The following is a 22,991-nucleotide window of genomic DNA, read 5'->3' on the forward strand; positions in this document are numbered from 1 at the left end:
AATGGTTTACTGTATAAAAATGGATAATGATTTCCCAACAGACATGGGGGAGTTCTGTTTTATGGATCGTACAGTTATCGAACAAATGGATGCAACGATGAGACCACTGCAAATGAGATAATCCCGATTCAACATGTGATAAAATATGGAAGACCCGTGAAGGACAGTGTTTACCCTGTCTCCCACGGGCCTTTATCGCTTCGTGATATTATATACATCTACTGTTAGGATTTCGTTCGCAACGATTCGGGTAACCGACGAATCATCTGGTTCAACACCTCGGACAATACAAGTCCGATCGCGATGGCACCGGATAACATGAGTGCCTTGGCAGCCATCTCCATGGCAGCACCGTAGTCATTTTGCACAAAATTACGCATAGCATTATACGCCAGTCCACCAGGAACGAGCGGAATGATGCCAGCCACGCTAAAGATAATGACGGGTGCGTGAAACATGCGGGAGAACAGCTGGCTGATGACACCTACCGCGATGGTCGCTGCCAGTGTGGCAGGAACAGCATCTGCTGCATATTCGAGCACAATATAGATGATCCAGCCGATCATGCCGACAAATCCACCGTGAAGCAGCATGCGCCGTGGGGCATTGAAAATGATGCCGAATGTGGCCGAAGCAACAAAGCTGGTCAGGGCTTGTTCAATAAAATGAAGCATAACCTGCACTCCTCCGTCTTACGTAAAAAGTGAAAAAACAACAGCAATGCCGGTACCAATCGCAAACGCCGTCAGAAACGCCTCGGCTCCCTTAGATAACCCGGACACGAGATGCCCGGCCATCAGGTCACGCACAGCATTGGTAATCAGCAGCCCCGGTACCAGCGGCATGACTGAGCCAATAATGATTTTGTCCCGTTCATGACCCGCACCCATATAGACAAGCAAAAAGGCGAGCAGGCCAATGACAAATGAGGCTGTCAGCTCGGCAAAAAACTTCACGAGTACCAGTCGATGGAAGGCAATGACCGCTGCATAGCCAATTCCCCCGCAGAGTACCGCTGGGAGAAAGTCGACCCAGCCTCCACCAAACATAATGGTAAAGCACCCACTGGATAACGCCGCCGCCGTAAGCCGTACAACCGCAGAATAGGAGGAGGGCTGTCCCTCAATTTGTTGTAACAACGCATACGCTTCTTCAACGGACAATTCACCTTGTCCAATACGCCGGGAAACGGCATTCACTTCAGATACCTTATGCAAATCCGTGGTTCGTTCGGAGATTCGTATCAGCTTGGCAGGTTCAGTTGCATCAACTGAGAAAAAGATGCCTGTGGGCACTACGTAACTGTGCGAATGGGGAAGGCCCAGCGCGGCAGCCATGCGTTTCATCGTATCTTCCACACGATAGGTCTCACCGCCGCTTTGCAGCATGATTTTGCCTGCCAATAGACAGATCGCTATCACACGGGATTGTTCAGTATGATTTGTCCCAACCAGCTCCGTCTCAGACTGAGGCACGGGTGGAGGATCATGAGGAATATATTCCAACCGGATCAAGCTCCGTTCATATGAGATAAGGCTTGGTGCCGACACCATTGTATCATATTTCACACGTTAGCAAGGAAACATACCGCACGAACGACAGGAAGTCATCCAGGTTGCAGAGATTGATGTATACATTCAAGCCCAAATGACGACTTAGGCACCCAAAACCAAAAAATCTTCGTTCCCGGACCCAAGGGCCTCAGGAGCAAAGATTTTTGGTTTAGGCTCGATAGAAATTAAAAACAATTACATCAACAGCGTAATGACCAACAGCTCATACAGTACGAGTGGCAAAATGGTCGGTCCAAACAAGGCACGCGGCTCAGGATATCCATGCAACGGCGTAACCTGGAGATATAGAATTCCCCGATCTGCGCTGATAATGACACCTTCCCATACCTGACCATCGATATTCTGGACTTGCACCTTCTTGCCTACGTGCTGCCTGGCTGTATGATGAAGCATATTCCGTACACTTTGTACGGATTGGAGCATCGGTTGATTGGCTTGGTATACGACCCGTGCGGATGGTGTGGATGTGGATTCAGACATGATGCACAACCCTTCCTCAAAATAAGTTCTTACTTCAAGGTATGCACCTGCCTACAAAAGGTGTTTACACAAATGCCATCTCAAGGCTTCCGCGCCCATTTTCATAAGCTACTTTGCCCAGCGCGCCATTCACAAAGGTTAACTGTGGCGGGATGTGTCCCAGATCCACATCATACAGTACGGGAACATCCATATCCCCCAGCGCTGAGGTTAGGGCATCGGTGAAATTGAAATCTCCTGTATCCGAATACCCGGCAGGTCGGCCGAACATGAAGCCTTTAACGCCAGCAAACCAGCCAGCCTGTCTCATTTGCCACAGATGACGGTAGATATCACCCGCATTCATCTCACAGCTTTCCAGATACCAGATGGTTCCTTCTTCTGCACAGTACTGATCGAGATACGCTTCAACAGGTGCGTAAGGTGTGCCGATCAGACAAGTGATTGTATCCATACAGCCGCCGATCAACCGACCTGAGAACGTAACCTGTGCGTCGGCTCCTTGGGGCTGCCCCAGCTGTTTCCAGTGTGAAGGGGTATCCAGATTGAACCTCGATAACTCCGGTTTCCATTCCGATTGATAGTGGGTGGAGGAAGATTGAGTGATCTGCCCTCCGTGCTCAGTCTGCAATACATCAATCCAGCGGGCGGTCACTGGGTCGAGTTCATTGGATCGTAGATCCACGTAGTTCGTACCATGTGCCGAAGCCGTTCCGGTGATCAGGGTGTATGCGAATAAAAAGGTACTGATATCCGAATATCCCATGACCCATTTGGGAGGCAAGGTTTTCAAAGCTTCCCAATCCAGCAGGGGCAGGATATCCATAAGGAACTCCCCACCCCACGGAGGAATGATAGCCTGAATCCTCGGATCGCGGGAAAATGCATTGATCTCGGCAGCGCGGTCCTCCTTGGATGAACTTACACATTTGGCGTTATGCCGTAGAAAGGGGCTCTCCTGAACACCAAAACCAAGGCGCTCCATGTTGTGCCTGCTCTCTTCAAGGTAATGATTCAATGATTCACCCACACCGCTGGATGGCGCAGCCACCCCAATGGTATTTCCCGGAGCGAGTGGTTGTGGGTAACGGATTGAACGGTTATTCATTGTGGAAACATCCTTTCCTCTGAACATATCGATTTAATGTAGATGTATGATGTTTCCATTATAGTGCATGATTCCTTCATGTGGCTTGCTATTATGACTGCTCATCTTTCTTTTAGGGAGTCACAGGAATTTCAATAGAGAACGGTGCACGACTTTGATCAGGGTAAGAGAATATTTCCATGGTTAGATTTCCTTTAGCTGCGGCTCCATTTTTAATGACAACCCTTGCTTCAGAGACGGAAGGACTCCAGCCTATTTCCTTAATATCCAGTTGCTTTCCCTTACTGTCCTCGATATTGGTAAATGATAGCCCGGAAGTGGCATCTTGAGAGTTTGCGATTGAAAACTCGATGACCAGATCTTTGCCCTGGACCGTGCTTTTTAGGAATTTTAAGCTCGATGGGCCACCTTGTATTTCACCTGAAGAAGGATCGATGCTGATAACCAGTTCATCCTTATCCAGCGCTGCAAGGCCAGACCCCTGCAACGTCAGTTTTTTCGGAGTGGAGAAGTACATACTTTCGAAAAAGACGGAACTCCCAGAGCCCGAGATGGAAGAAGAATCCGTTCGCCATGCTCGGCCTTGCTCATCCACTAAATGTAGATCACGAATTCCGAAGATTTTTTTGGTGTTGTTCCGATCATATTCTATATCAAGTACAAGGCGAGTGGGATGCAGAACGGCCTGTTTTACATGAATACGCTGCCCGTCCACGGTCATTGTTTGGTTTACGGGGATGACTTTTTTCATACCTTTCGTTAAACTGCGATCCACTGGAAAAGTGACCTTCCACTTTTTAGCCGCTTCCTTACCTCGTTCCTTAAATACAACGGTCAGCTCTTGTGGTGGTAAAGATTCTACGAATGAGACATCGATTTTATCCTCATAAACGCCATTTTCTGAAGCAGGCTTAGGAGAGGAATAGCTAAACGCAACAGGCAGCTTTTTTCCATCTCTATCAAGTAAATCGATATCATACTCGCCCTTATCCAGATCTTTCATGCCTTTCATCGTGTAAAAAATGACCATACGTGATTCGTCTGTAATGATGCTGTCCACGGTCATTGAAGCCTCATCATGCTCATCGGTCACACCGACCTTTTGCAAGAGGGACTGATCGATGGCCATCATTAACCCCTTATCCTGGCGAATCATGCTGACGATACCTTCCATGCCAGGTAGTTGCTCCACAAAGGACGCAAAGGCGGGAGAGACGCGGATACATCCCGTAAACACGAGGATAATCGCGGCTGCCGAGATGGAACTCATATACCAGCGCAGCCGCGATTTGCGTTTGCGCGTGGCCTGACGGATTCCGGCTTGTACAGCCTGATATGCTCCGGCGTCGGGTACAGGTATGGCGTCGTAATCCGTTTTACGAGCATCCAGACGCTGTTCTAGACCTTCAAATGATTTCATTTCATCGTTCATGATGATGCATCTCCTTTCGTTTCAAGTTGATCCCGGAGCTGTCCGAGCGCCCGATGCAGTCGGGATTTTACGGTCCCGGTAGGGATTTCCAGAATATCAGCGACCTCCGTCAAGGAGAAACCTTCGAAATAACTCAGAATGATAATCTGCTTGCAATTTCGGTCCAGCCCAGTGACGGCTGCAGCAAGATCGGGGTCTTCGGGCCGGTCCCAGCCACTGGGTTCATGAATCTCGGTGACGTGGCTGAAACGGCTCTTGCGTTTGCGTTCGTCCGCACAGTAGTTCAGCAGAATGCGGATTACCCAGGTGGCGAAATAGGAAGGCTCTTTTAGTTTTTGGAGTTTACGGTACGCTCTAAAGGTAGTCTCCTGTATCGCTTCCAGCGCATCGCCCTCATTGTGCAGATAGGCATAAGCGATCCGGTACAGTCGGCTCTGATGCATCTCCATTAAGGCTGCAAAAGCCTCGGCATCCCCTTTCTGTGCAGCGATAGTTAGTTGAGCAGGGGTCACATGGCTCCTCCTTTCATGGATGTTGTTGCGTATTAGACCGTGGAAAGGACCAAACGGTTCTTAAATTTTGGAAAAATTATGTATACACGTACTGAGACTACCACAAAGAAGGAATTTGCGCAGAAAATCGAAAACAACCGCCAAGCTCCTCTTTGTCTTAGTGACAGGAATTCGGCGGTTGTTATGAACTTTATTGAAGTTTCGTCATCCTAAATCACGGTTTCCACACTCAATCTTGGGAATAGAGTTGCTTTATGGCTTGTAGGCCAGGCACGGTAAAACTCGCTAGCGGAGAGGGAAGATCGTTCAGTGGGAACCAGCCGATCTCGCCAATAGCACCGCCTTCCTCCAGATTGCGGGCAATACCGCGGATGACCCGCGTGAAATAGAGGACGGATATCCAATGTTCTTCCTGTTCCGGACGAATGGTTTCGGCCGTGCAGAGTAATCCCTCGATGGCAATATCGAGGTCGACTTCTTCCTTAATTTCCCGAATGATCGCCGTTTCCAGCGATTCGTAAGGGTCGACTTTGCCTCCAGGGATACTCCAGCTATATTGTTCAGGCTGACGATTCCGCCAAACCAAAAGGACTTCATTGCGCTCGTTGAGGATAACCGCCCCAACACCGATGCGAGGTTGAACAGAAGCATCCGCTATGACCTTGGCTTGTGAGACGGACAACGCAGATTGTTCGGCACTGAGCTGTCGTGAGTCTGAGTGATCTTCCGTCTGTTTAGCTCCCTGGACATGAGTGGACTGAAACGCCAACGGAAGCTTGGTCTGCATTGACCATTCTTCCGCAAGAATACTCATCGAAATCAGATCATAATGCGTGCCATCCCGCAGAACGGCAGAGCGCTGGCGACCTTCCTCCCTGAATCCGGCCTTCAGATACGCACGTCTGGCAGCTTCATTGTATTCAATGACTTCCAGCGCAATCCGGTTCAGATTCAATTCATGGAATCCATAACGAATAATCAGGGCAAGAGCGTCACTGCCATAACCTTGACCACGATCTTTGTCATCACCAATGCCAATGGCCAGGCGTGCAGAGCGGTTATTCCATTCAATTCGGTAGAGGGCCGTAAAGCCAATAAACCGGTTGTCCTCCAGTGTACGTAGTGCAAATTCAAAGCCATTGTCTCTCCGAACTGCGGATGACCCCGTCTCATCCGGCGTTAGCGGAACAGCAATATCGGTATCCAGATTACGCAAGTAATCATAACTATCAGTGAAGCGGCTGAGCCGCATGCAGTCTTCCGGGCAAGGAGCAGCCAATCGGACTTTGGAGCCTTGAAAAGCATTTAAATGACGTGGAGCCATGTTGCACCTCTTTTATTTGATATGAAATCAATCATTTTATTTCATTATACTACGAAAGGGAGAGGATACCGAAAAAGGACATACCCAGGGAGTTGATCCTTCTGATTAGGAAAAGAAAAGCGACACTAAATATGGTTAATATAGATCATCTGGATATTTCCGAATATTAGACATAACAAAAAGCAGCCGAAGGGCTGCTCTACCATTCATTATTTCATATCCTGCAACAGGTTTTTCATTTTCTTGTAATGCCCGCTTACCCGATCAACCATGTAGTTATACATAAGCTGATTCTCCGAAAGTTTCGCCATTTCCTTGTCAATGTCAACGTTATTGTTGTTATTATTCATGGCTGTTTCGTTGTTCTCGACAATCTGGTAGTTAACGATTGAGGCATTGGGGTTACTGATCGGAAAGTGTTTTTCATGAGTCCGCTTCAAGTCCAAATTGTCTGTTTTGCCATTCTCAATGATACGTCTAAGCTCTTCCTCAAACTCCACCGATTTTTTTTTGTAATTGGGTGTGTCTGCATTGGCAATATTTTCAGTGGTAACCTGGTGCTGTACGTTCAGCGCTTGTAACAGAGATTCATTGCGTCTGGAAGTGTTCGTTTCAATCAACGGCTCAGTCTCCTTCAATGGAAATGCAATTGCTTTCATCATAAAAAATTGCGCTACTGCCTGTCAAGTTAGGCAAAAGAAAAGGACAAGCGCACGCCGGAGGTTTCCCGTTAAGAAATCCTGCCTTCATGAGATCTTATCCTTGTCCCAGTCCTTATGAATCAGTCTTCACGAATTAGCCATTAAGAAGGACGATTGATATTCTTGCCATAATAAATCTCGTCCATCTCCAGCTTCAACCACTCCGTAATTTCCTGTTGCTCGGCCTTGCTCAGTTTATCTTTGGTATAACCAAACAGATAGTTATCGAGGTCGAATTCCCTCAACTTGCACTTGGTGTGAAAAATGTTCTCCTGATACACGTTCACGTCAATCATATCGAAGCTGCTCTTGATCTCATCCGGAATGTAATTCTGAATCGAACCGATCTCATGATCAATAAATAGCTTGCGTCCGCTCGTATCCCGTGTAAAACCCCGTACCCGGTAATCCATCGTCATGATATCCGTATCGAACGAGTGGATCAGATAGTTCAGTGCCTTTAGCGGCGAGATTTCACCGCAGGTAGAGACGTCAATGTCTGCCCGGAACGTGCTGATGCCTTCACTCGGGTGGAATTCGGGATACGTATGAACGGTAATATGGCTTTTGTCGAGCTGCATGACGACATTATCGGGCAGGGGGCCGGGAGATTCGTCGAAGGATTCTTCGGGGATCTCCACAATGGGGCCTTCCGAAACAAGCATCGTCACACTTGCACCCTGGGGAACATAGTCCTGTTGGGCGACATTCAGCACATGGGCGCCGATAATATCAGACACGTTATTAAGGATTTTGCTCAGCCGGGCCGCATTATACTGTTCATCAATATATTCAATGTAAGCTTCGCGTTCATCTTTGGTTTTCGTGTAACAGATATCGTACATATTGAAACTCAGCGACTTGGTCAGGTTGTTGAATCCATGCAGTTGAATTCGCTGCTCTGGCGTTAAGGTCATGGTTGCAGTTCCCCTTTGTCCCATACGACATGGTAATCGCAGTTTTACTACTACTTATACCCAACCTGCTGCCAAAAAAAACATATGTACGATTTCCTGAACGACTTAGCCGCTACACAAAGTGCAATGATCAATCAATCATCCGTACCTTATCCGAAGTTGAAGCGTTTCATCTTTCAAAATGAAGAATCGTCATAAGTACCCACATCGTTCATCCGTTCATCCTCGGCAACCGACTGGATATCCTCCGAGGTGACGCTGATGATAGTATAATCTTCATTTTGCTGTTTTTTGACCGCTTTTTCCTTTATAAAACGGGGACTGCCTTCCCCGGCATCTTCATCATAGACGAGCAGAAGACCATCGCTTTTGCGCAGCAGCAAATCATCCCGTGCAGTGAATTGCCACGGGCCGATATACGGCTGATGACTAATCGCACCATAATAGTCCACACCTTGCAGGATGGAGCGATAATACTCCTGTTTGTCTTCCTTCCATTGTTCCTCGGGATTCTGAAAAGCGGTAATGATCGATAGCTTCAGATCCGGGAACGTCTTCTTCAGCTCAAGCACCACTTCGCAGGCCCACAGGTCTACACCGTATTGGCCTGGCGTCAGCACCCACTCCAGCCCGTCTTCGACCAGAGGCGTAAGACGTGAGGAGATGGCCTTTTTAATGAAAGGAATTCCCTCATGCTTCTGTCCAAAAATCTGTAGTTCATGTGCACGATAACCGGTAATCAACACGTTTTTCAGCATCGGTTCCTCCTTTCAGGCGTGGTCAGGCCGTCGGCCAGTTCCGGCACCGAGGCTTGTCCAGAATCGGCTGAAATCGCTGAGTCAGCGATGCCTGTTCTTTGAATCATTCCGTTAGTTCGCTGGCGGAGCATCCGTACGGAATGGATAGAGGAACTGCTTTGGAATATCGGTCTCAAATTTCATCAGCTCACCCGACGTTGGATGAATGAACGAGAGTACCCGTGCATGCAGTCCGAGGCGTCCAAGTGTTTTGGTTTGTGCACCGTATTTTTTGTCTCCTGCAATGGGATGGCCCAGATCTTCCATATGCACACGAATCTGGTTTTTGCGTCCCGTTTCCAGACGGACTTCCAACAGGGAGAACTCACGGTTCGACTGCAGGCGTTTGTAGTGTGTAATAGCATGCTGTCCATCATTCGGGCGAGAACTGGAATACATTTTGAGCGTCTTGGTTTCTTTCAGCCATGAGGAAATGGTGCCCTCTTCCTTCGCAACGGCGCCTTCCACGAGGGCAACATACAAACGTTCCTGTACATTTTCTTTCCAGTTGTCCTGCAGCTTCTGCTGCACTTCTTCACTCTTGGCGAACATCATGACACCTGAAGTGTCGCGGTCCAGACGATGGACAATAAATATCCGGTTCAGCGCGTTGGTACGGCGAACATGCTCGGTCAGCTGGCGATAAGCGGTAAGATCATCACTTTTGTCAGCAGCAATGGATAACAGTCCGGCTTCCTTACGAATGACAATGATATCATCGTCTTCATGCAAAATGTTAATCCCCGTCAAGGAAGGAGCGGCAACGGCGCCTTCTCTGCTGATCGTTACGATCTGACCTGGCTTCAGCTCCAGATTAAACTTGGTAACGACTTTCTGATCGACGGATACCTGTCCGCGACCCAGAATGGATTTGACCGCATTCCGGCCGAACTTCAGATGTTTCAGCAAGAAGTTGAGCAGCTCATCCGGTTCGGTTACTTTGTAAGGGCGCGGTGGTTCTTGCTTACGATAATAGGAATTGCCCGAGCGTTTGGCTGCTTTGGGTTTGGGTGCTCCGGCTTTCTTGGGAGCCGCGGAGGATTTGGCGGCTACTGGTTTTTTCGCCGTTCCTGTATTGCGTGATGCGGAAGGTCCTGATGATTTGGCGGAAGTGATAGTGGATCGACCGGACCGCGCTGTGGACGAACCTGTAGATGCTTTCCCCTTGGCCGATGTATTGCCTGTTGGGCGTTTGCGTTTATTCATAAATAGTAATCTCCTTCTGAACAGCCTGTACCGCTTGTGTGCATACGATCCGTTCATTTCGTTATGCAGTCCAATATACCATTAACCGGGGTCAAATAAAAATAGGTGGAGAGAATCTGTTACCCATCCAATCCAAAGAGAGTCGAGATTCATAGAATAACGTATCCCATAGCATTGGAGGTGTTACTCATGGGTGTGTTTCTTGATATGAGAAGTTCGATGAACTCGGGAACGGTTGGACAGCCCAATGTGTCTCTGGGCCCATCGCCGGAAGTGTTCGGCTCCATTGGTCTCCAGACCCTTGGTATCCCAAACCCCATTATCACCTTGAATGGCACGGTTGGCGTTACCGGAGAAGTGGGGGATACGTTCGTTGTTGAGCTTGTACGGGGGAGTGTTTACGATCCGTTCTTTGTGATCTATCGCGCTGAAGGTACGGTAGGTCAGAACGGTGGCGCTGAATTTCATTCGTTCACTGCACAGGATCTGTCCGCACCGCCTGCATTGGAAAGTGTGTATACCTCGTTTATTTCAGGGGTATCCACATCGGTGCGAACCGGACCCGAAATGTTCTATGGTATTGCAGCCAGCAATTGGTTCCTGTGAACAGAAGGTTCAACAGGAAGAGTGTTATATATGGCATCTTAAGATGAACAGAGCTTGCTAACCACAGCAGAAGAAGTCGTGAAAGGATTGGTATCTTCACGTTTTTGTGCTAACAAGACTCTCAAGTCTTACGGTGAAAAGAGATAAGAGAAAACAAACCAGAACAAAATCCCGGCTCCGAGGAGTCCGGGATTTTTGTTGTAATATCCACTGTTACAAACTAGTTGGCGCGGCCTTTCAAAATAATGTTGTTGGCTTTGCCGAAGTCGATGGCGACTTTGCCCGCAAGTGCCGCTGTCCGCTCCGCAAGTACAACCGCGTTCACGCCACAGGAGAAAAGAGCGATATCGAAGGTATCCTGATTCGTTTGAATCCATTGCAGTGTTTCCTGCATCTGATCCCAGTTGTCGAAGGGCAGCGCAGCTGTAATATCCAGATGATATGGCTCCTGAACGAGCATGGCCCGCAGCTGCTCAATCTCGCGGGTAACGAGCAGTATACGCTTGCCAGCAAGCATATTCCAGAAGCGTGGCACCTGTGCGAGTTCACGATTGACACAGGCATGGCAAGTCAGTGCCGGAGAGATGCCGAAATGTGCGAACATGATGTCGGTCAGCTGTCTTTTGAGATGCTCCGGGGCTTTGATGGTGCTGTCCCCGTGTGGAAGAACGCCTACGATATCCGCGCGTTGCAAGGAAGCGGCAACCTCATCCCGGAGCTGCAGATTGGGTAGGCGCAGTCCTTTTTGCCCCAGATTAGCCTTGATGGCCCATCTCTCCTGCAGAACCTGTTCCGTGGTCCAGACCGTTTCCTGGGACATGACGATATTCTCCCCATCGCCCACACGAACCAGAGAGAAAGGACGCTGCTCCCTCACCGCGGCTTCAAGTTGATCCAGCACACCATCCATTTCAAGATAGATTGCATTCATTCTGGTATAAGGCCCCCTTTGAAAATTCAATTGCTCTATTCTATGTCGCGGCTTCGGCAACGTATTGTGCATTCGACCCGCAGGGCGCACCTTCGGGTATATATCAATCTCCTTCCGGGACAGGTGAGCGCTGACGGGCTTATGTAAAAGCTGATTTATGGAATAACCTGTGCAAGTGTCCGGACCGGTTCTATTATTTTTTCATACATTATAGAGTCGGCTGGATTGAATAGAGCTTCTGTATGGCATCTTCGGGCAGACAGGGGCCGTTTTTGGTGTGGAATGGGCTGTAAAGACTATGAAAACAGTCTGATTGAAGTGAAAGAAAATCACAGAATGAATGAGGAGGAAGGGTATGTCCAGAAAAGTGGTTATTGAGATTAACTTCAACAATTACGGAATGGACCCGCAGCGCTTGACGAGGGAGTGGCTGGGGCGCCGAGTGGGGATTTTTCGTAGATTCACCCTGCATTGCCTTAAGGCCCAGACGAATCAGGATTTCCTGGCCGTGTTGAAGCTGTCCAAGGAATCAGGGGAACTGATGCAAGAGATTCTGGCTGAACAGGAGCCGCTGCCTTCCAATATACGTTTTGGAACAAATATCGAAAGTGTGCGTGCCATTCTGGCTTTTGCCGAGGGAGCAGAGGATATCTATATTGCCCGACTGGATTCGGATGATCTGTATCACAAAACGTTTGTTCAGCAGCTCTATGATGTGCAGCCACAGCCGGGAACGATGGCACTCATTAACCAGAATGGATACCTGTGGGACAGCGTGAATCATGAGATGGCGCCAGCGTTTCACCGTTCCCCGCAATTCTATGTCTACCTATATAAAACGGCAGAGTACGCTGCGGGATACCGAGTGAAGCTGCCGGGCCGGGGAACACATGGCAATGTCATTGAGCTGCCGCATGAGCTGCTGGCTCCGCGTAATTACGTGAACATCGTGCATTCCAGCAATACTTCCATTAAAAAAGTACCGCCGAAAGATCGGTTAAACCGGGAAGAGATGGCTGCGGTATTACGCGAATTCATGATATGAACAAGGAGGGATTCACCATGATTCAAGGACAAACGATTCTGATCACTGGAGGAACCGGCTCCTGGGGACAAAAGCTGACCGAGGTACTGCTGGAGCAGAATCCGGCCGAGATTCGGATTCTCTCGCGTAATGAGTACGCCCAGATTACGATGCAGCGGGATTTCGGTCATGATACGCGTTTGCGTTTTGTCATTGGGGACATTCGCGATTATCGGGCAGTGGAGGAAGCCTGTCGCGGAGTGCACGTTCTCTTCCATCTGGCTGCACTGAAGCATGTTCCGGTATGCGAGGATCAGCCGGATGAAGCGTTCAAGACCAACGTCATCGGCACGCAGAATATTATTCGCGCTGCGATTCGTATGCAGGTGGCCAAAGTCATTGACGTGTCCACCGACAAGGCGGTAGATCCGATTAACGTTTATGGCATGACCAAGGCCTTGGGTGAAAAGATGATGATCCGTGCCAATGGACTGAGCGAGTCTACGCGTTTTGTCTGTATTCGCGGGGGCAATGTGCTTGGAACCAGCGGAAGTGTCGTTCCATTGTTCCGTCGTCAGATTGATGAAGGCAAGAGCCTGACCATTACGGACAAAGGCATGACCCGCTTTTTCCTGACACGGACGGAGGCCATTCATTTGTTGCTGAAGGCGGCTGAGGCAGCGGTCGGCGGCGAGACATTTGTAATGAAAATGAAGGCCTGCAAGATGACGGCTCTGGCTTCGGTCATGCTGGAACAGGCAGGTCGTCCGGCTCACGATTATAAAGTAACCGGGATTCGTCCGGGCGAAAAATTGCATGAAGTACTCATTTCTCCATTCGAGGCACCACGTACCTACAAATATGACGAACAATATTATGTGATTTTGCCACAGGAACCGGACAAGCGCCTGACAGATCCGTATAGTGGTCTGCCTCGGGTGACCTTTTCCGAGTATCGTTCAGACAGCGCGATGATGAATCGTTCCGCAATTGCCCAATTTTTGCGTGCAGGCGGCTTTATCTATTAATAGAAGGGAGGCGGACCGTTTGGAGGTGGAAGGAATGGAAGAGGACAGCAAGCATGACGACGTTACGATGATCAATCAGGGAAATGCCAAACTTCAAAAAATAAACAACCGCTCTCTCAACGCCGCCGTTATTGGTCTCGGGTATGTCGGGTTGCCGATGGCAGTGGAGATGGCCCAGGCTGGGTATCAGGTGCAAGGGATTGATATCGATTTGGCGAAGGTGGCTAAGCTGCGTGCAGGAAAATCGTATGTGATTGGCATTGAGGATAAGGTGGTGCAATCTCTTGATCAGGCTGGGTTGTTCATGGCGGGGACGGATTATGCAGCAGTGGCGCAGGCCGATGTCATTGTCATCTGTGTGCCTACGCCTTTGACCCCGGAGCATCAGCCGGACATTTCATTTATCGCTGCAGCGGTGGATGGCATAACGCCTTATCTTCGGGAGGACTGCCTTGTCATATTGGAGAGTACTACGTATCCCGGTACCACCGAGGAACGTGTAAAGCAGCCGATTGAGGCCGCGAAAGGGTGGAAAGTAGGGCAGCAGTTCCATGTCTGTTATTCTCCAGAGCGGGTAGATCCCGGAAGTGTGCATTACGGCGTGAAAAACACACCGAAGATCATTGGCGGCTCTACGCCGTCCTGTCTGTCTTATGGAAAAGCATTCTACGGTTCGTTCCTGAACGAAATCGTTCCCGTTAGTTCAACGACAGTGGCGGAGACGGCAAAGTTGTTCGAAAACACATTTCGCAGCGTGAACATCGCGCTCGTGAACGAACTGACACCTGCGTGTGAGCAAATGGGCGTGAACATTTGGGAGGTGCTGGACGCTGCGGCGACGAAGCCGTTCGGCTATATGCCGTTCTATCCGGGTCCGGGCATTGGTGGACACTGTATTCCAATTGATCCGATCTATCTATCATGGGCTGCAGGCCGTCAGGGATCGGAGCTGAAATTCATTACGCTTGCGGATGCGACCAATCGGCAAATGCCGGAAAAAGTGGTGAAGCGTGCCGCACAGCTTCTCGAACAGAATGGCTCGTCGATGCAGGGAGCACGGATTGTGCTGGCGGGTATGGCTTATAAAAAAGATATCGACGATCTGCGTGAATCTCCAGCGCTGGATGTCTTCAGGCTTCTGGATGCAGCGGGGGCAAATGTGGTCTTCACCGACCCGATGGTATCTGTCTTCCGCAAGGATGATGGTACGTTTCCCCAAGCTGAACCCGCATCCCCCGACTTATGGGCAGGGGCTGATATGGTGATTATTACGACGGATCATACAGGCTTCGATTATCAGGAAATGGCGGATCATGCCAAACTGATCTTCGATACCCGCAATGCCACTGCCGGATGTGTTGGTGGAAATATCGTAGTGCTTGGACAACCGATTCGGCCGGATGTGAATGTAGTGCAAGGTGTGAAGGGAGTACATGACATGCAAATTCATAAGAACATGCGAGTGGATCAGACGGTGCATGGGGATGTGCAGGGACTGACAGATCAGATTGAGGCAAACACTGAACCTCACCTCAAACATTCGCACGAAAATTCTGGAGGCAGCCATGGCGAATCATGACCGGGTAAGCGAGCGTTATTATGGCGAGATCAATTCGGAAGAGTCACACGAAGCGACACGTACTCGTATTCACTGGATGTGTAGGGAAGCGACAGGTCAGCGTATTCTGGATATTGGATGCAGCCAGGGCATTACCTCCATTCTGCTGGCACGGGAAGGCTTTCGGGTGACCGGGATTGATCTGGAAGAAGAGAGCATTCGATATGCAAAGCAGGAGCTGGCGAAGGAGTCGAAGCCGGTTCAAGACAAAGTGGATTTTCGCATGCTGGACATTACCCAGTGGAAAGGCAGAACACCGTTCGATACGGTGCTGCTGGGGGAAGTGCTGGAGCATTTTGCCCATCCCGAGACATTGTTGATGCACATTCGTCGCCTTTTACACGAAAAAGGGACGCTGGTTGTCACGGTTCCTTACGGGTATCATCCCTTCTACGATCACAAGCAGACATTCTACGCCGGAAACCTGGCGATGTGCCTGATGCCGTATTTTGAAGTATTGAAGCTGGAAGTTCATCATAAATATCTATGTTGCGTGGCACGCAGGCGGCGGGAAACCCAGCTGCATGTCTCACCCACCGCAAGCCAACTCACGGAGTGGATGAAGCTGGATCACGTACATTTTGCAGCGGTGGAACAGAATCACCTTCGCCTGATGAATCAACGCAAAAAGGCGCTGGATAATGCAGTGGAGCAGGTTAAACGTCTGCGTCGTCAGGAGACTGGGGAAGGGTAGCGGATGGTAGCTGGATGAAGTTGAAGCTTGAGGGTGAAGGTCAGGGTAAAGCCAGGAAGGCAAGGAGACAAGTAGATAAGTAGATAAGTACAAAAGTACAAAAGAGCAAGGTAGTCACACAACTGTAGCAATACGCGCAAGACAGGAAGGGGCTTAAACCGTGATCACCATCAGTCTGTGCATGATTGTGAAGAACGAGCAACGCACGCTTGCGCGCTGTCTCGACTCGGTCGCCGGAATTGCGGACGAAATCGTTATTGTAGATACCGGTTCTTCCGACCGTACGATGGAGATTGCCGCGCAGTATACCGACCGGGTCTACACGTATGAGTGGAAGGATGATTTTGCCGCCGCACGAAATTATTCATTCGACCAGGCCACGCAGGAGTATATCCTGTGGCTGGACGCGGATGATGTGCTGCTTCCCCCTGATCGGGCGAAGCTGAAGATGCTGAAGCAGCAGCTGCCGTCAGGCGGTGAGACGGCGGCTGTGATGTTGAGCTATACGCTGGCCGAGGGGCCGGAGGGAAGTCCGCTCGTGACGGACCGACGGATGCGCCTCGTCAGGCGAGAGGCGGGCTGCCGCTGGCATGGCCGGCTGCACGAGCAGCTTGCTTTCCCGCCGGGCGGGGTCATTACGGCAGATATTGCCGTCACGCACCGCCGCGAAGCGGGCCATCATTCGGCGCGAAACGTGCGCATTCTGCGCAAATGGATCGCCGAAGAGGGCGTAGCCCAGGGACGCCTGCTGTTCTATTATGCAGGCGAATGCTTCGACCGCCAGCGTTATGCGGCGGCGGTTCGGGCGTACGCGAAGCTGCTGCTGGAGCCGAGCGGCTATCGCGAGGATCAGCTCATTGCCTGCGCGCGCATGGCAGAATGTTATGAACGGCTTGGTGAGCCGGGCCGGAAGCTCGGCGCGCTGCTGCAATCATTTCAATTCGACCTGCCGCATGCCGACTTCTGCTGCGCCATCGCCGCCTGCTTCCAGGAGCGGCAGGAGCTGGTCTCCGCCATCTACTGGTATATGCAAGCGCTGGATGTCAGCAGCCGCGATCCGGGTCTGCGTCCCGTTCCTGCGGCATGCCGCACTTGGCTGCCCCACGCCCGGCTCTCACTTTGTTACGCTCACATGGGAAACTGGGAGCAGGCGCTCCAGCATAACAGCAAAGCAAGGGAGTATCTGCCGGATGACCCCGGCCTGCTCGCCAATCGGCAGAAGATTGAAGCTGTGGTAAGTAAGCGGAACAATGGCTCGGAAGAGAAAGAGTAGTGGTGATCCGCTGTAGAGATGAACAAGAGCAGCCCTGCTTGGCCATGAGAGTCGGCGAGCGGGGCTGCTTATTTGTATTTTCTACTTTTCGGGTGCCAGGCACCGAACATACTGGTCCTTTGTACGCAGGCTTCGGCATGCCCAGCCCCAGCTGTCATAGATTTCATCATCGATGTTTAGCGTAATGCTATCATCGCTGTACTCGTTCCGGTTTTCGATCCGGAGCGTATTTTCATTTTCCCATTCGAGGTGGTTGGCCCCGTGATATTTGGCACGGTATATGGTTTTTACTGTGAACATGTCCGAGGCAACGATCTTCTTCACATCTACCCAGATTGTGACTCCACCTGCCGCACCACCGTAAGGCACACCGTACATCTCGGCGACATACTCTCCATTCGGCGATGACATGGAGTAGCTAAGTTGCCCTTGTTCGGAACGATCAAACGTGGAGAAGTAAGGGCGAAGCATGAAGTAAAGGTATACGGCGGCAAATAGCAACAGAATCAATAACGTAAATGCGGTGATTATCGGATGTCGACGTATCCATGATTTTGGTGGTGAGATATTTGAAGAGTCACTAGGATGTGCATGCTGTTTCATAATAAAACGGACCTCCTTTAAAGGCAGTGGGTTCGAAGGATATTTGGAAATGGATATGTAGGTATGCAAATGTCTTTCTGTAAGTTAATCGTTAATCGATAGTAACACATTGTGGATATTAATTAATAACAAATAAGTTAAAATAATCCTCCATTAAGAGAGGACAAAGTTAAATGAAGGTAAAGGACCTTATTAGCAAACTCAAGAATTGAAGAAGCGCATGAATCAGTAGTTTGACGTGGAATGTTTAACTTACATAAAGGTGGTTGATGCTGTAATTAAGCACGCCAAGCATGGTATAATAGAAAGAAACGGAGTTGATGGTCAGATGTCTGATTTACTCGATCCTCGAAACGATTTTGTTTTCAAGCGTATTTTTGGCAGTGAAGAAAATAAAGATGTGCTGCTGGTCTTCTTGAACCGAACGTTTGCAGAGTCGGGGGAACAGCCGCTGACAGAGATTGTACTCCTTAATCCGTATACCGATAAAGATGCTCCACTGGATAAACAGTCCATATTTGATATTTGGGCGAAAACAGTGGAAGGAAAGCTGATTAACATTGAGATGCAGTTGTTTAATAAATACGATATTGAGAAACGAACTCTATATTATTGGAGCAAACGTTATTCTAGTCAGTTGCAGGAAGGCCAAACGTACAAGGAATTGAAAAAGTGCGTGACGATTAATATTTTAAATTACTCGTTTATCACGAATGAGCGCTATCATAATGTATTTCATCTGAGGGAAGACCATACTGGACTTGAATTGAGTGATGATCTCGAAGTTCATTTTATGGAGTTGTCCAAGCTGGATGATCAGTCTGTTCCAATGGAAGGTGGTCTGATTAACTGGCTTTTGTTCCTGAAAGGTGCTGACAAATCCAATTGGGAGGTGCTGCAAATGAATGAACCTACATTGAAGAAAGCGATGGATACGCTGGAGTTTCTAAGTCAGGATCGTGAGGCGCGTCGCTTGTATGAAGAACGGCAGAAGTATTTGCATGATGAAGCCTCAATGATTGAATGGGCTACGGAAAAGGGAATAGCCAAGGGAATAGAAAAAGGATTAATGGAAGGTGAAAAAAGAAAGGCGATCGAAATTGCAAAAAATATGCTTTCATTCGGCATCGAAGTTTCGATCATTGCCAAAACGAGTGGTCTAACTGAATCTGAAGTTGAGGCGCTGAAAGACTAGCAATTGCACTTTAAATCCAACAATCGTCTTGTCCTAAGGGCAGGCGGTTGTTTTTTATTTGTTCTAGAATGTTCTCAATCACACCTGATTCTTCTTGCAATCTTTCCGATCACTTAGGGGATACCGCTGTTACACATCTGCCAAAGAGCATTTTACATTAAAACGCGGTTGCTCATTCGGGTCTGGGCCGTTAAACTAAAGGGAGCGGCGTTTGCTTGACGGACAAGTCATGAGAACGCCATTTTGTTGTCAAGGATGCGGCTTATGCCGCTTTCGGATGTCAGAATCGGATCGGACCAAGCTGGTGGAAGAACACCGGTGATAAGTAAGGAGTCTTTACATGAGTGTGCAAACACCTACATTAGAAGAAGCGCAGGGTCTCCTGCAAAAATATTATGGCTACCCCGACTTCCGTGAGGGACAGAAAAAGATTGTAGCCAGCCTGCTCGAACGCGAAGATACGCTGGGTATTATGCCAACCGGGGGCGGTAAATCGATCTGTTATCAGATCCCCGCTTTGTTGTATTCAGGACTAACGCTTGTCGTCTCCCCGCTGATCTCGCTCATGAAGGACCAGGTTGATGCTCTGACCACGGCTGGTATTGCAGCCGCTTATATTAATAGTACGCTCAGCGGCAAAGAAGTGAATGATCGCATCCGCGCGGCGCAGCGCGGTGAGCTGAAGCTGCTCTATGTCGCGCCTGAGCGACTGGAGCTGGATTGGTTCCGCGAGGAGATGGGCTATCTGCCAATCTCTTGCGTTGCTGTGGATGAGGCTCACTGTGTATCGCAGTGGGGGCATGATTTTCGGACAAGCTATCTGGCGGTAGCGCCGTTTGTGGACAGTTTGCCGGAGCGGCCAGTGGTTGCGGCCTTTACGGCAACGGCGACGCCCGAGGTCATGGGCGATATTCTGCGGCTGCTGCGTTTGCAGGACCCGCAGACGTATGTGACCGGACTGGGGCGGGATAATCTGGCGTTCAGCGTGCTGCGCGGTGAGAGCAAAAAGGACTTTGTCCTGAATTACGCGCGCGAGCATGCCAGCGAGCCGGGGATTGTATACGCCGCGACTCGCAAGGACGTGGACGATTTGCATCAGCGTTTGCTGCAGGCAGGATTGCCAGCAGGACGCTACCATGCCGGGATGACGGACGATGAACGGTCCCAGAGCCAGGAAGCTTTTTTGTACGATGATATCCGGGTGATGGTGGCGACGAATGCGTTCGGGATGGGGATTGATAAATCTAACGTGCGTTACGTTATTCATAACAGCATGCCGAAGAATATGGAGGCATATGTGCAGGAAGCCGGGCGTGCGGGACGGGACGGAGAGCCGAGCCAGTGCATTTTGTTATTCGGGGCACAGGATATTATCACCCAGAAGTTCCTAATCGAGCAGAATCCGATGGAGGGCGACCGCAAACAGAATGATTACCGGAAGTTGCAACAGATGGTCGATTACTGTTATACGACGCGTTGTCTGCGCAGTGCTCAGCTGGATTATTTCGGTGAGGTGCATGAGGACAAGCCATGCGGCACTTGCAGTTCTTGTACGGACGACCGCGAGCTGGTGGATATGACGATTGATGCGCAGAAAATATTCAGCTGTATTCACCGCATGCGTGAACGGTATGGTGTATCTCTGGTCGCTTCGGTGCTCAAAGGCTCCCGTGCCAAAAAAGTGCTCGATTATGGCTTTAATTCCCTCCCAACCTATGGCGTAATGGGCAATCGCACAGAGCGTGAGATCGCGGAGATCATCAACGTTATGGTATCGGAAGGCTATCTGATGCTGTCCGAGGGACAATATCCGGTCGTTCGTTTGCAGCCACTGGCGGTGGAAGTACTCAAAGGTCAGCGTGAAGTGATGCAGCGGGGGGTCCGCAATACGGCGGCAACCGCTTCGGGTACGAACTACGGCGGACGTCGTGGACGCGATGCGATGCCATCTGCGGTTAACGAGACGGTATTCGAACAACTTCGTCTGATCCGTCGTGATCTGGCGGCGAAAGAGCATGTGCCGTCGTACATTATTTTCAATGACGCGACCTTACGCGAGATGAGTGTGGTATGTCCACAGACAGAACGTGACATGCTGGATATTAAAGGGGTCGGTGAGGTCAAGTACCGCAAGTACGGACTGCCGTTCCTGGAGTTTTTCCAGAAGCAAACGGGCGAAGAAGTGGACACGGATGATGACGCCTTTTATGAATATGATTGAGTTGTTGGTTGAAGGTTCTTACGTTTTGAAATGAAAAATATAGTCTGGTGGTCCAGGCAAAGGTTGTGAACCATGAAAGTTATTCTTTCTACATTAAATGCAAAGTACATCCATACCTCCTTGGCCTTGCGGTGTCTGAAGGCATACAGTGAGAAGGATTTTGATATTGAGCTGGCCGAGTATACGATCAAAGACCCGGTTATGAATATCGTGTCCGATCTGTATCAGCGCGGTGCTGACATGATCGGGTTCTCGTGTTACATCTGGAACATTGAAGAGACGATTAAGGTCATTGATATTTTGAAAAAGGTTATGCCTGACGTCAAAATCCTGTTGGGCGGGCCGGAAGTGTCCTACGACACGGAATATTGGATGAACCGGATTCCCAATGTGGATTTCATCGTCATGGGTGAAGGCGAAGAGACGCTGCATCAGCTTTTGACGGAGCTGGAGGGGGACAAGAAGTTTCATTTTGTGTATGGACTGGCGTATCGCAAAGGGGAAGAGGTCATTCTCATGCCAGGACGGCCGAAAGCGGATCTGAACGATTTGCCGTCACCGCACCGTTTTGAAGAGGATATCCCGGATCTCGGGAAACGCGTTGTTTATTTTGAAACCAGCCGGGGCTGTCCGTTCAGTTGTCAGTTCTGTCTGTCCAGTATTGAGGTAGGCGTGCGGTATTACGATATTGAGCGGACGAAGTCAGACATTCTGTACCTGATCGAGAAGGGTGCGAAACTAATTAAGTTCGTGGACCGGACATTTAACATCAAGCGGGATTATGCGCTCGAAATGTTCAAATTCCTGATTGAGAATCATCAGGGGACGGTGTTCCAGTTTGAAATTACAGCTGACATCATGCGTCCCGAGGTACTGGACTATCTGGCAGAGAATGCGCCGCCGGGCACATTCCGGTTCGAGATCGGGGTTCAGTCTACCAATGATCCGACCAATGAACTGGTAAAACGACGCCAAAACTTCTCGAAGCTGAGTCGAACCGTGAACAAGGTGAAAGCCAGCGGCAAAATCGACCAGCATCTGGATCTCATCGCCGGACTGCCGGAGGAAGATTACAATACGTTCCGCAAGACGTTTAACGACGTTTTTGCTTTGGGGCCGGAAGAGCTTCAGCTCGGATTCCTTAAAATGCTGCGCGGTACAGGTCTGCGTCTGGATGCGGAGAAGTACAATTACACCTACATGGATCACGCGCCGTATGAGATTCTGGGCAGTGATGTGCTGCCGTTCAGCGACATCGTACGCCTGAAGCGGCTGGAGGATGTGCTGGAGAAATACTGGAACGCACACCGGTTGGATCATACGCTGAAGTATCTGATGGAGCAGGAATTTGACTCGCCGTTTGATTTCTTCCAGGCGTTTGGGGATTACTGGGAGGGTCAGGGCTGGCAGAAGATCGGTCACCAACTGGAGGATCTGTTCACCCGTCTGCATAGCTTCCTGGAGTCGCGGAACACGCCTCATATGGATATCGTGCTCGGCCTGATGAAGCTGGACTATTTCCTCGGCCACAAATACAAACCACGCAAAATCTGGTGGGAAGATCCGCTCCAGAAAGACCAGTGGGCAGGTTATATGAAAACGTTGGCTGAACGTCCGGAAGACGTTCGCCTGCCGCGCATTGCCGGTGCCACAGGCACGGCATGGCTGGAAAGCAGCGGCACGAGTGCGACTGCCGCTGGGGCAAGTTCGGCTGCTGCCGGGGAAGACTCTGCCGCAGATGCGGCGG

22 protein-coding genes and 1 pseudogene are annotated in these 22,991 nt (G+C 49.8%); 9 read left to right on the forward strand and 14 right to left on the reverse strand.

From position 1 onward, the window contains the following. Window positions 1–224: 224 nt before the first annotated feature. The 12 genes and pseudogenes from AMS66_RS16100 to AMS66_RS16155 form a co-directional block, all read right to left on the reverse strand. The gene (locus AMS66_RS16100; protein WP_053781767.1) at window positions 225–674 is read right to left on the reverse strand and encodes a threonine/serine exporter family protein; all 450 of its coding nucleotides are present in this window, start codon (window positions 672–674) and stop codon (window positions 225–227) included. Between the two features lie 18 nt (window positions 675–692). Further along, window positions 693–1,388, reverse strand: a complete 696-nt coding sequence (locus AMS66_RS16105) for a threonine/serine exporter family protein (protein ID WP_236703443.1) — start codon at window positions 1,386–1,388, stop codon at window positions 693–695. 360 nt (window positions 1,389–1,748) lie between these two features. Continuing rightward, complete coding sequence (locus AMS66_RS16110; RefSeq protein WP_053781768.1) at window positions 1,749–2,054, reverse strand: hypothetical protein; 306 nt, start codon at window positions 2,052–2,054, stop codon at window positions 1,749–1,751. Window positions 2,055–2,118: 64 nt separating this feature from the next. Beyond that, window positions 2,119–3,162: a S66 family peptidase gene (locus AMS66_RS16115; RefSeq protein ID WP_053781769.1), complete on the reverse strand. Its 1,044-nt coding sequence runs from the start codon at window positions 3,160–3,162 to the stop codon at window positions 2,119–2,121. 112 nt (window positions 3,163–3,274) lie between these two features. After that, window positions 3,275–4,594 carry a DUF4179 domain-containing protein gene (locus AMS66_RS16120; protein ID WP_053781770.1) on the reverse strand — a complete coding sequence of 440 codons (1,320 nt, stop codon included), beginning with the start codon at window positions 4,592–4,594 and terminating at the stop codon, window positions 3,275–3,277. Further along, window positions 4,591–5,106 carry an RNA polymerase sigma factor gene (locus AMS66_RS16125; RefSeq protein WP_053781771.1) on the reverse strand — a complete coding sequence of 172 codons (516 nt, stop codon included), beginning with the start codon at window positions 5,104–5,106 and terminating at the stop codon, window positions 4,591–4,593. The genes AMS66_RS16120 and AMS66_RS16125 overlap by 4 nt, the downstream gene beginning before the upstream one ends. Window positions 5,107–5,335: 229 nt before the next feature. After that, entirely contained in the window at window positions 5,336–5,764 is a 429-nt protein-coding gene (locus AMS66_RS16130; protein ID WP_236703445.1) for an NUDIX domain-containing protein, read from the reverse strand. 174 nt (window positions 5,765–5,938) lie between these two features. After that, window positions 5,939–6,430: pseudogene (locus AMS66_RS16135) on the reverse strand (GNAT family N-acetyltransferase); the annotation flags it as partial. Window positions 6,431–6,639: 209 nt separating this feature from the next. Continuing rightward, window positions 6,640–7,050, reverse strand: a complete 411-nt coding sequence (gene flgB / locus AMS66_RS16140; RefSeq protein ID WP_053781772.1) for a flagellar basal body rod protein FlgB — start codon at window positions 7,048–7,050, stop codon at window positions 6,640–6,642. Window positions 7,051–7,232: 182 nt separating this feature from the next. Next, window positions 7,233–8,048, reverse strand: a complete 816-nt coding sequence (gene speD / locus AMS66_RS16145) for an adenosylmethionine decarboxylase (RefSeq protein WP_053781773.1) — start codon at window positions 8,046–8,048, stop codon at window positions 7,233–7,235. 176 nt (window positions 8,049–8,224) lie between these two features. Next, window positions 8,225–8,806 carry a DUF1273 domain-containing protein gene (locus AMS66_RS16150; protein ID WP_181014128.1) on the reverse strand — a complete coding sequence of 194 codons (582 nt, stop codon included), beginning with the start codon at window positions 8,804–8,806 and terminating at the stop codon, window positions 8,225–8,227. A 111-nt stretch (window positions 8,807–8,917) separates the two neighbouring features. Further along, window positions 8,918–10,051, reverse strand: coding sequence for an RluA family pseudouridine synthase (locus AMS66_RS16155; protein WP_053781774.1), 1,134 nt, complete (start codon window positions 10,049–10,051; stop codon window positions 8,918–8,920). 189 nt (window positions 10,052–10,240) lie between these two features. Between AMS66_RS16155 and AMS66_RS16160 the strand changes: the two genes are divergently transcribed. Continuing rightward, window positions 10,241–10,657 (forward strand): hypothetical protein, encoded by a 417-nt coding sequence (locus AMS66_RS16160; RefSeq protein ID WP_053781775.1) that lies wholly within the window; start codon window positions 10,241–10,243, stop codon window positions 10,655–10,657. 220 nt (window positions 10,658–10,877) lie between these two features. Here the strand turns inward: AMS66_RS16160 and AMS66_RS16165 are convergent, their stop codons facing one another. Further along, a complete protein-coding gene (locus AMS66_RS16165) occupies window positions 10,878–11,588 on the reverse strand; it encodes a GT-D fold domain-containing glycosyltransferase (RefSeq protein WP_053781776.1) in 711 nt (236 codons plus the stop codon). A gap of 355 nt (window positions 11,589–11,943) precedes the next feature. Here AMS66_RS16165 and AMS66_RS16170 point away from each other — a divergent pair, with 355 nt between their 5' ends. The 5 genes from AMS66_RS16170 to AMS66_RS16190 all read left to right on the forward strand — a co-directional run bounded on the left by AMS66_RS16170 (window position 11,944) and on the right by AMS66_RS16190 (window position 17,225). Continuing rightward, window positions 11,944–12,633 (forward strand): glycosyltransferase, encoded by a 690-nt coding sequence (locus AMS66_RS16170; RefSeq protein ID WP_053781777.1) that lies wholly within the window; start codon window positions 11,944–11,946, stop codon window positions 12,631–12,633. A 17-nt stretch (window positions 12,634–12,650) separates the two neighbouring features. Further along, window positions 12,651–13,640: a polysaccharide biosynthesis protein gene (locus tag AMS66_RS16175; protein ID WP_053781778.1), complete on the forward strand. Its 990-nt coding sequence runs from the start codon at window positions 12,651–12,653 to the stop codon at window positions 13,638–13,640. A 25-nt stretch (window positions 13,641–13,665) separates the two neighbouring features. After that, on the forward strand, window positions 13,666–15,219 hold the full coding sequence (locus AMS66_RS16180) for a nucleotide sugar dehydrogenase (RefSeq protein ID WP_236703446.1): 1,554 nt from the start codon (window positions 13,666–13,668) through the stop codon (window positions 15,217–15,219). Beyond that, window positions 15,206–15,952 (forward strand): class I SAM-dependent methyltransferase, encoded by a 747-nt coding sequence (locus tag AMS66_RS16185; protein WP_053781779.1) that lies wholly within the window; start codon window positions 15,206–15,208, stop codon window positions 15,950–15,952. Before AMS66_RS16180 ends, AMS66_RS16185 begins: the two co-directional genes overlap by 14 nt. A gap of 160 nt (window positions 15,953–16,112) precedes the next feature. Next, complete coding sequence (locus AMS66_RS16190; protein ID WP_236703436.1) at window positions 16,113–17,225, forward strand: glycosyltransferase family 2 protein; 1,113 nt, start codon at window positions 16,113–16,115, stop codon at window positions 17,223–17,225. A gap of 81 nt (window positions 17,226–17,306) precedes the next feature. Here the strand turns inward: AMS66_RS16190 and AMS66_RS16195 are convergent, their stop codons facing one another. Beyond that, complete coding sequence (locus AMS66_RS16195; protein WP_053781780.1) at window positions 17,307–17,828, reverse strand: DUF5412 family protein; 522 nt, start codon at window positions 17,826–17,828, stop codon at window positions 17,307–17,309. Between the two features lie 328 nt (window positions 17,829–18,156). Here AMS66_RS16195 and AMS66_RS16200 point away from each other — a divergent pair, with 328 nt between their 5' ends. The 3 genes from AMS66_RS16200 to AMS66_RS16210 form a co-directional block, all read left to right on the forward strand. After that, window positions 18,157–19,023 carry an Rpn family recombination-promoting nuclease/putative transposase gene (locus tag AMS66_RS16200; RefSeq protein WP_053781781.1) on the forward strand — a complete coding sequence of 289 codons (867 nt, stop codon included), beginning with the start codon at window positions 18,157–18,159 and terminating at the stop codon, window positions 19,021–19,023. A 340-nt stretch (window positions 19,024–19,363) separates the two neighbouring features. Continuing rightward, window positions 19,364–21,244 (forward strand): DNA helicase RecQ, encoded by a 1,881-nt coding sequence (gene recQ, locus AMS66_RS16205; RefSeq protein ID WP_053781782.1) that lies wholly within the window; start codon window positions 19,364–19,366, stop codon window positions 21,242–21,244. Window positions 21,245–21,316: 72 nt separating this feature from the next. After that, the coding region (locus AMS66_RS16210; RefSeq protein ID WP_236703437.1) for a B12-binding domain-containing radical SAM protein at window positions 21,317–22,991 on the forward strand (1,675 nt) is incomplete at its 3' end.

The sequence above is a fragment of the Paenibacillus xylanivorans genome, from assembly GCF_001280595.1.
In the GTDB taxonomy this organism is placed as follows: Bacteria; Bacillota; Bacilli; order Paenibacillales; family Paenibacillaceae; genus Paenibacillus; species Paenibacillus xylanivorans.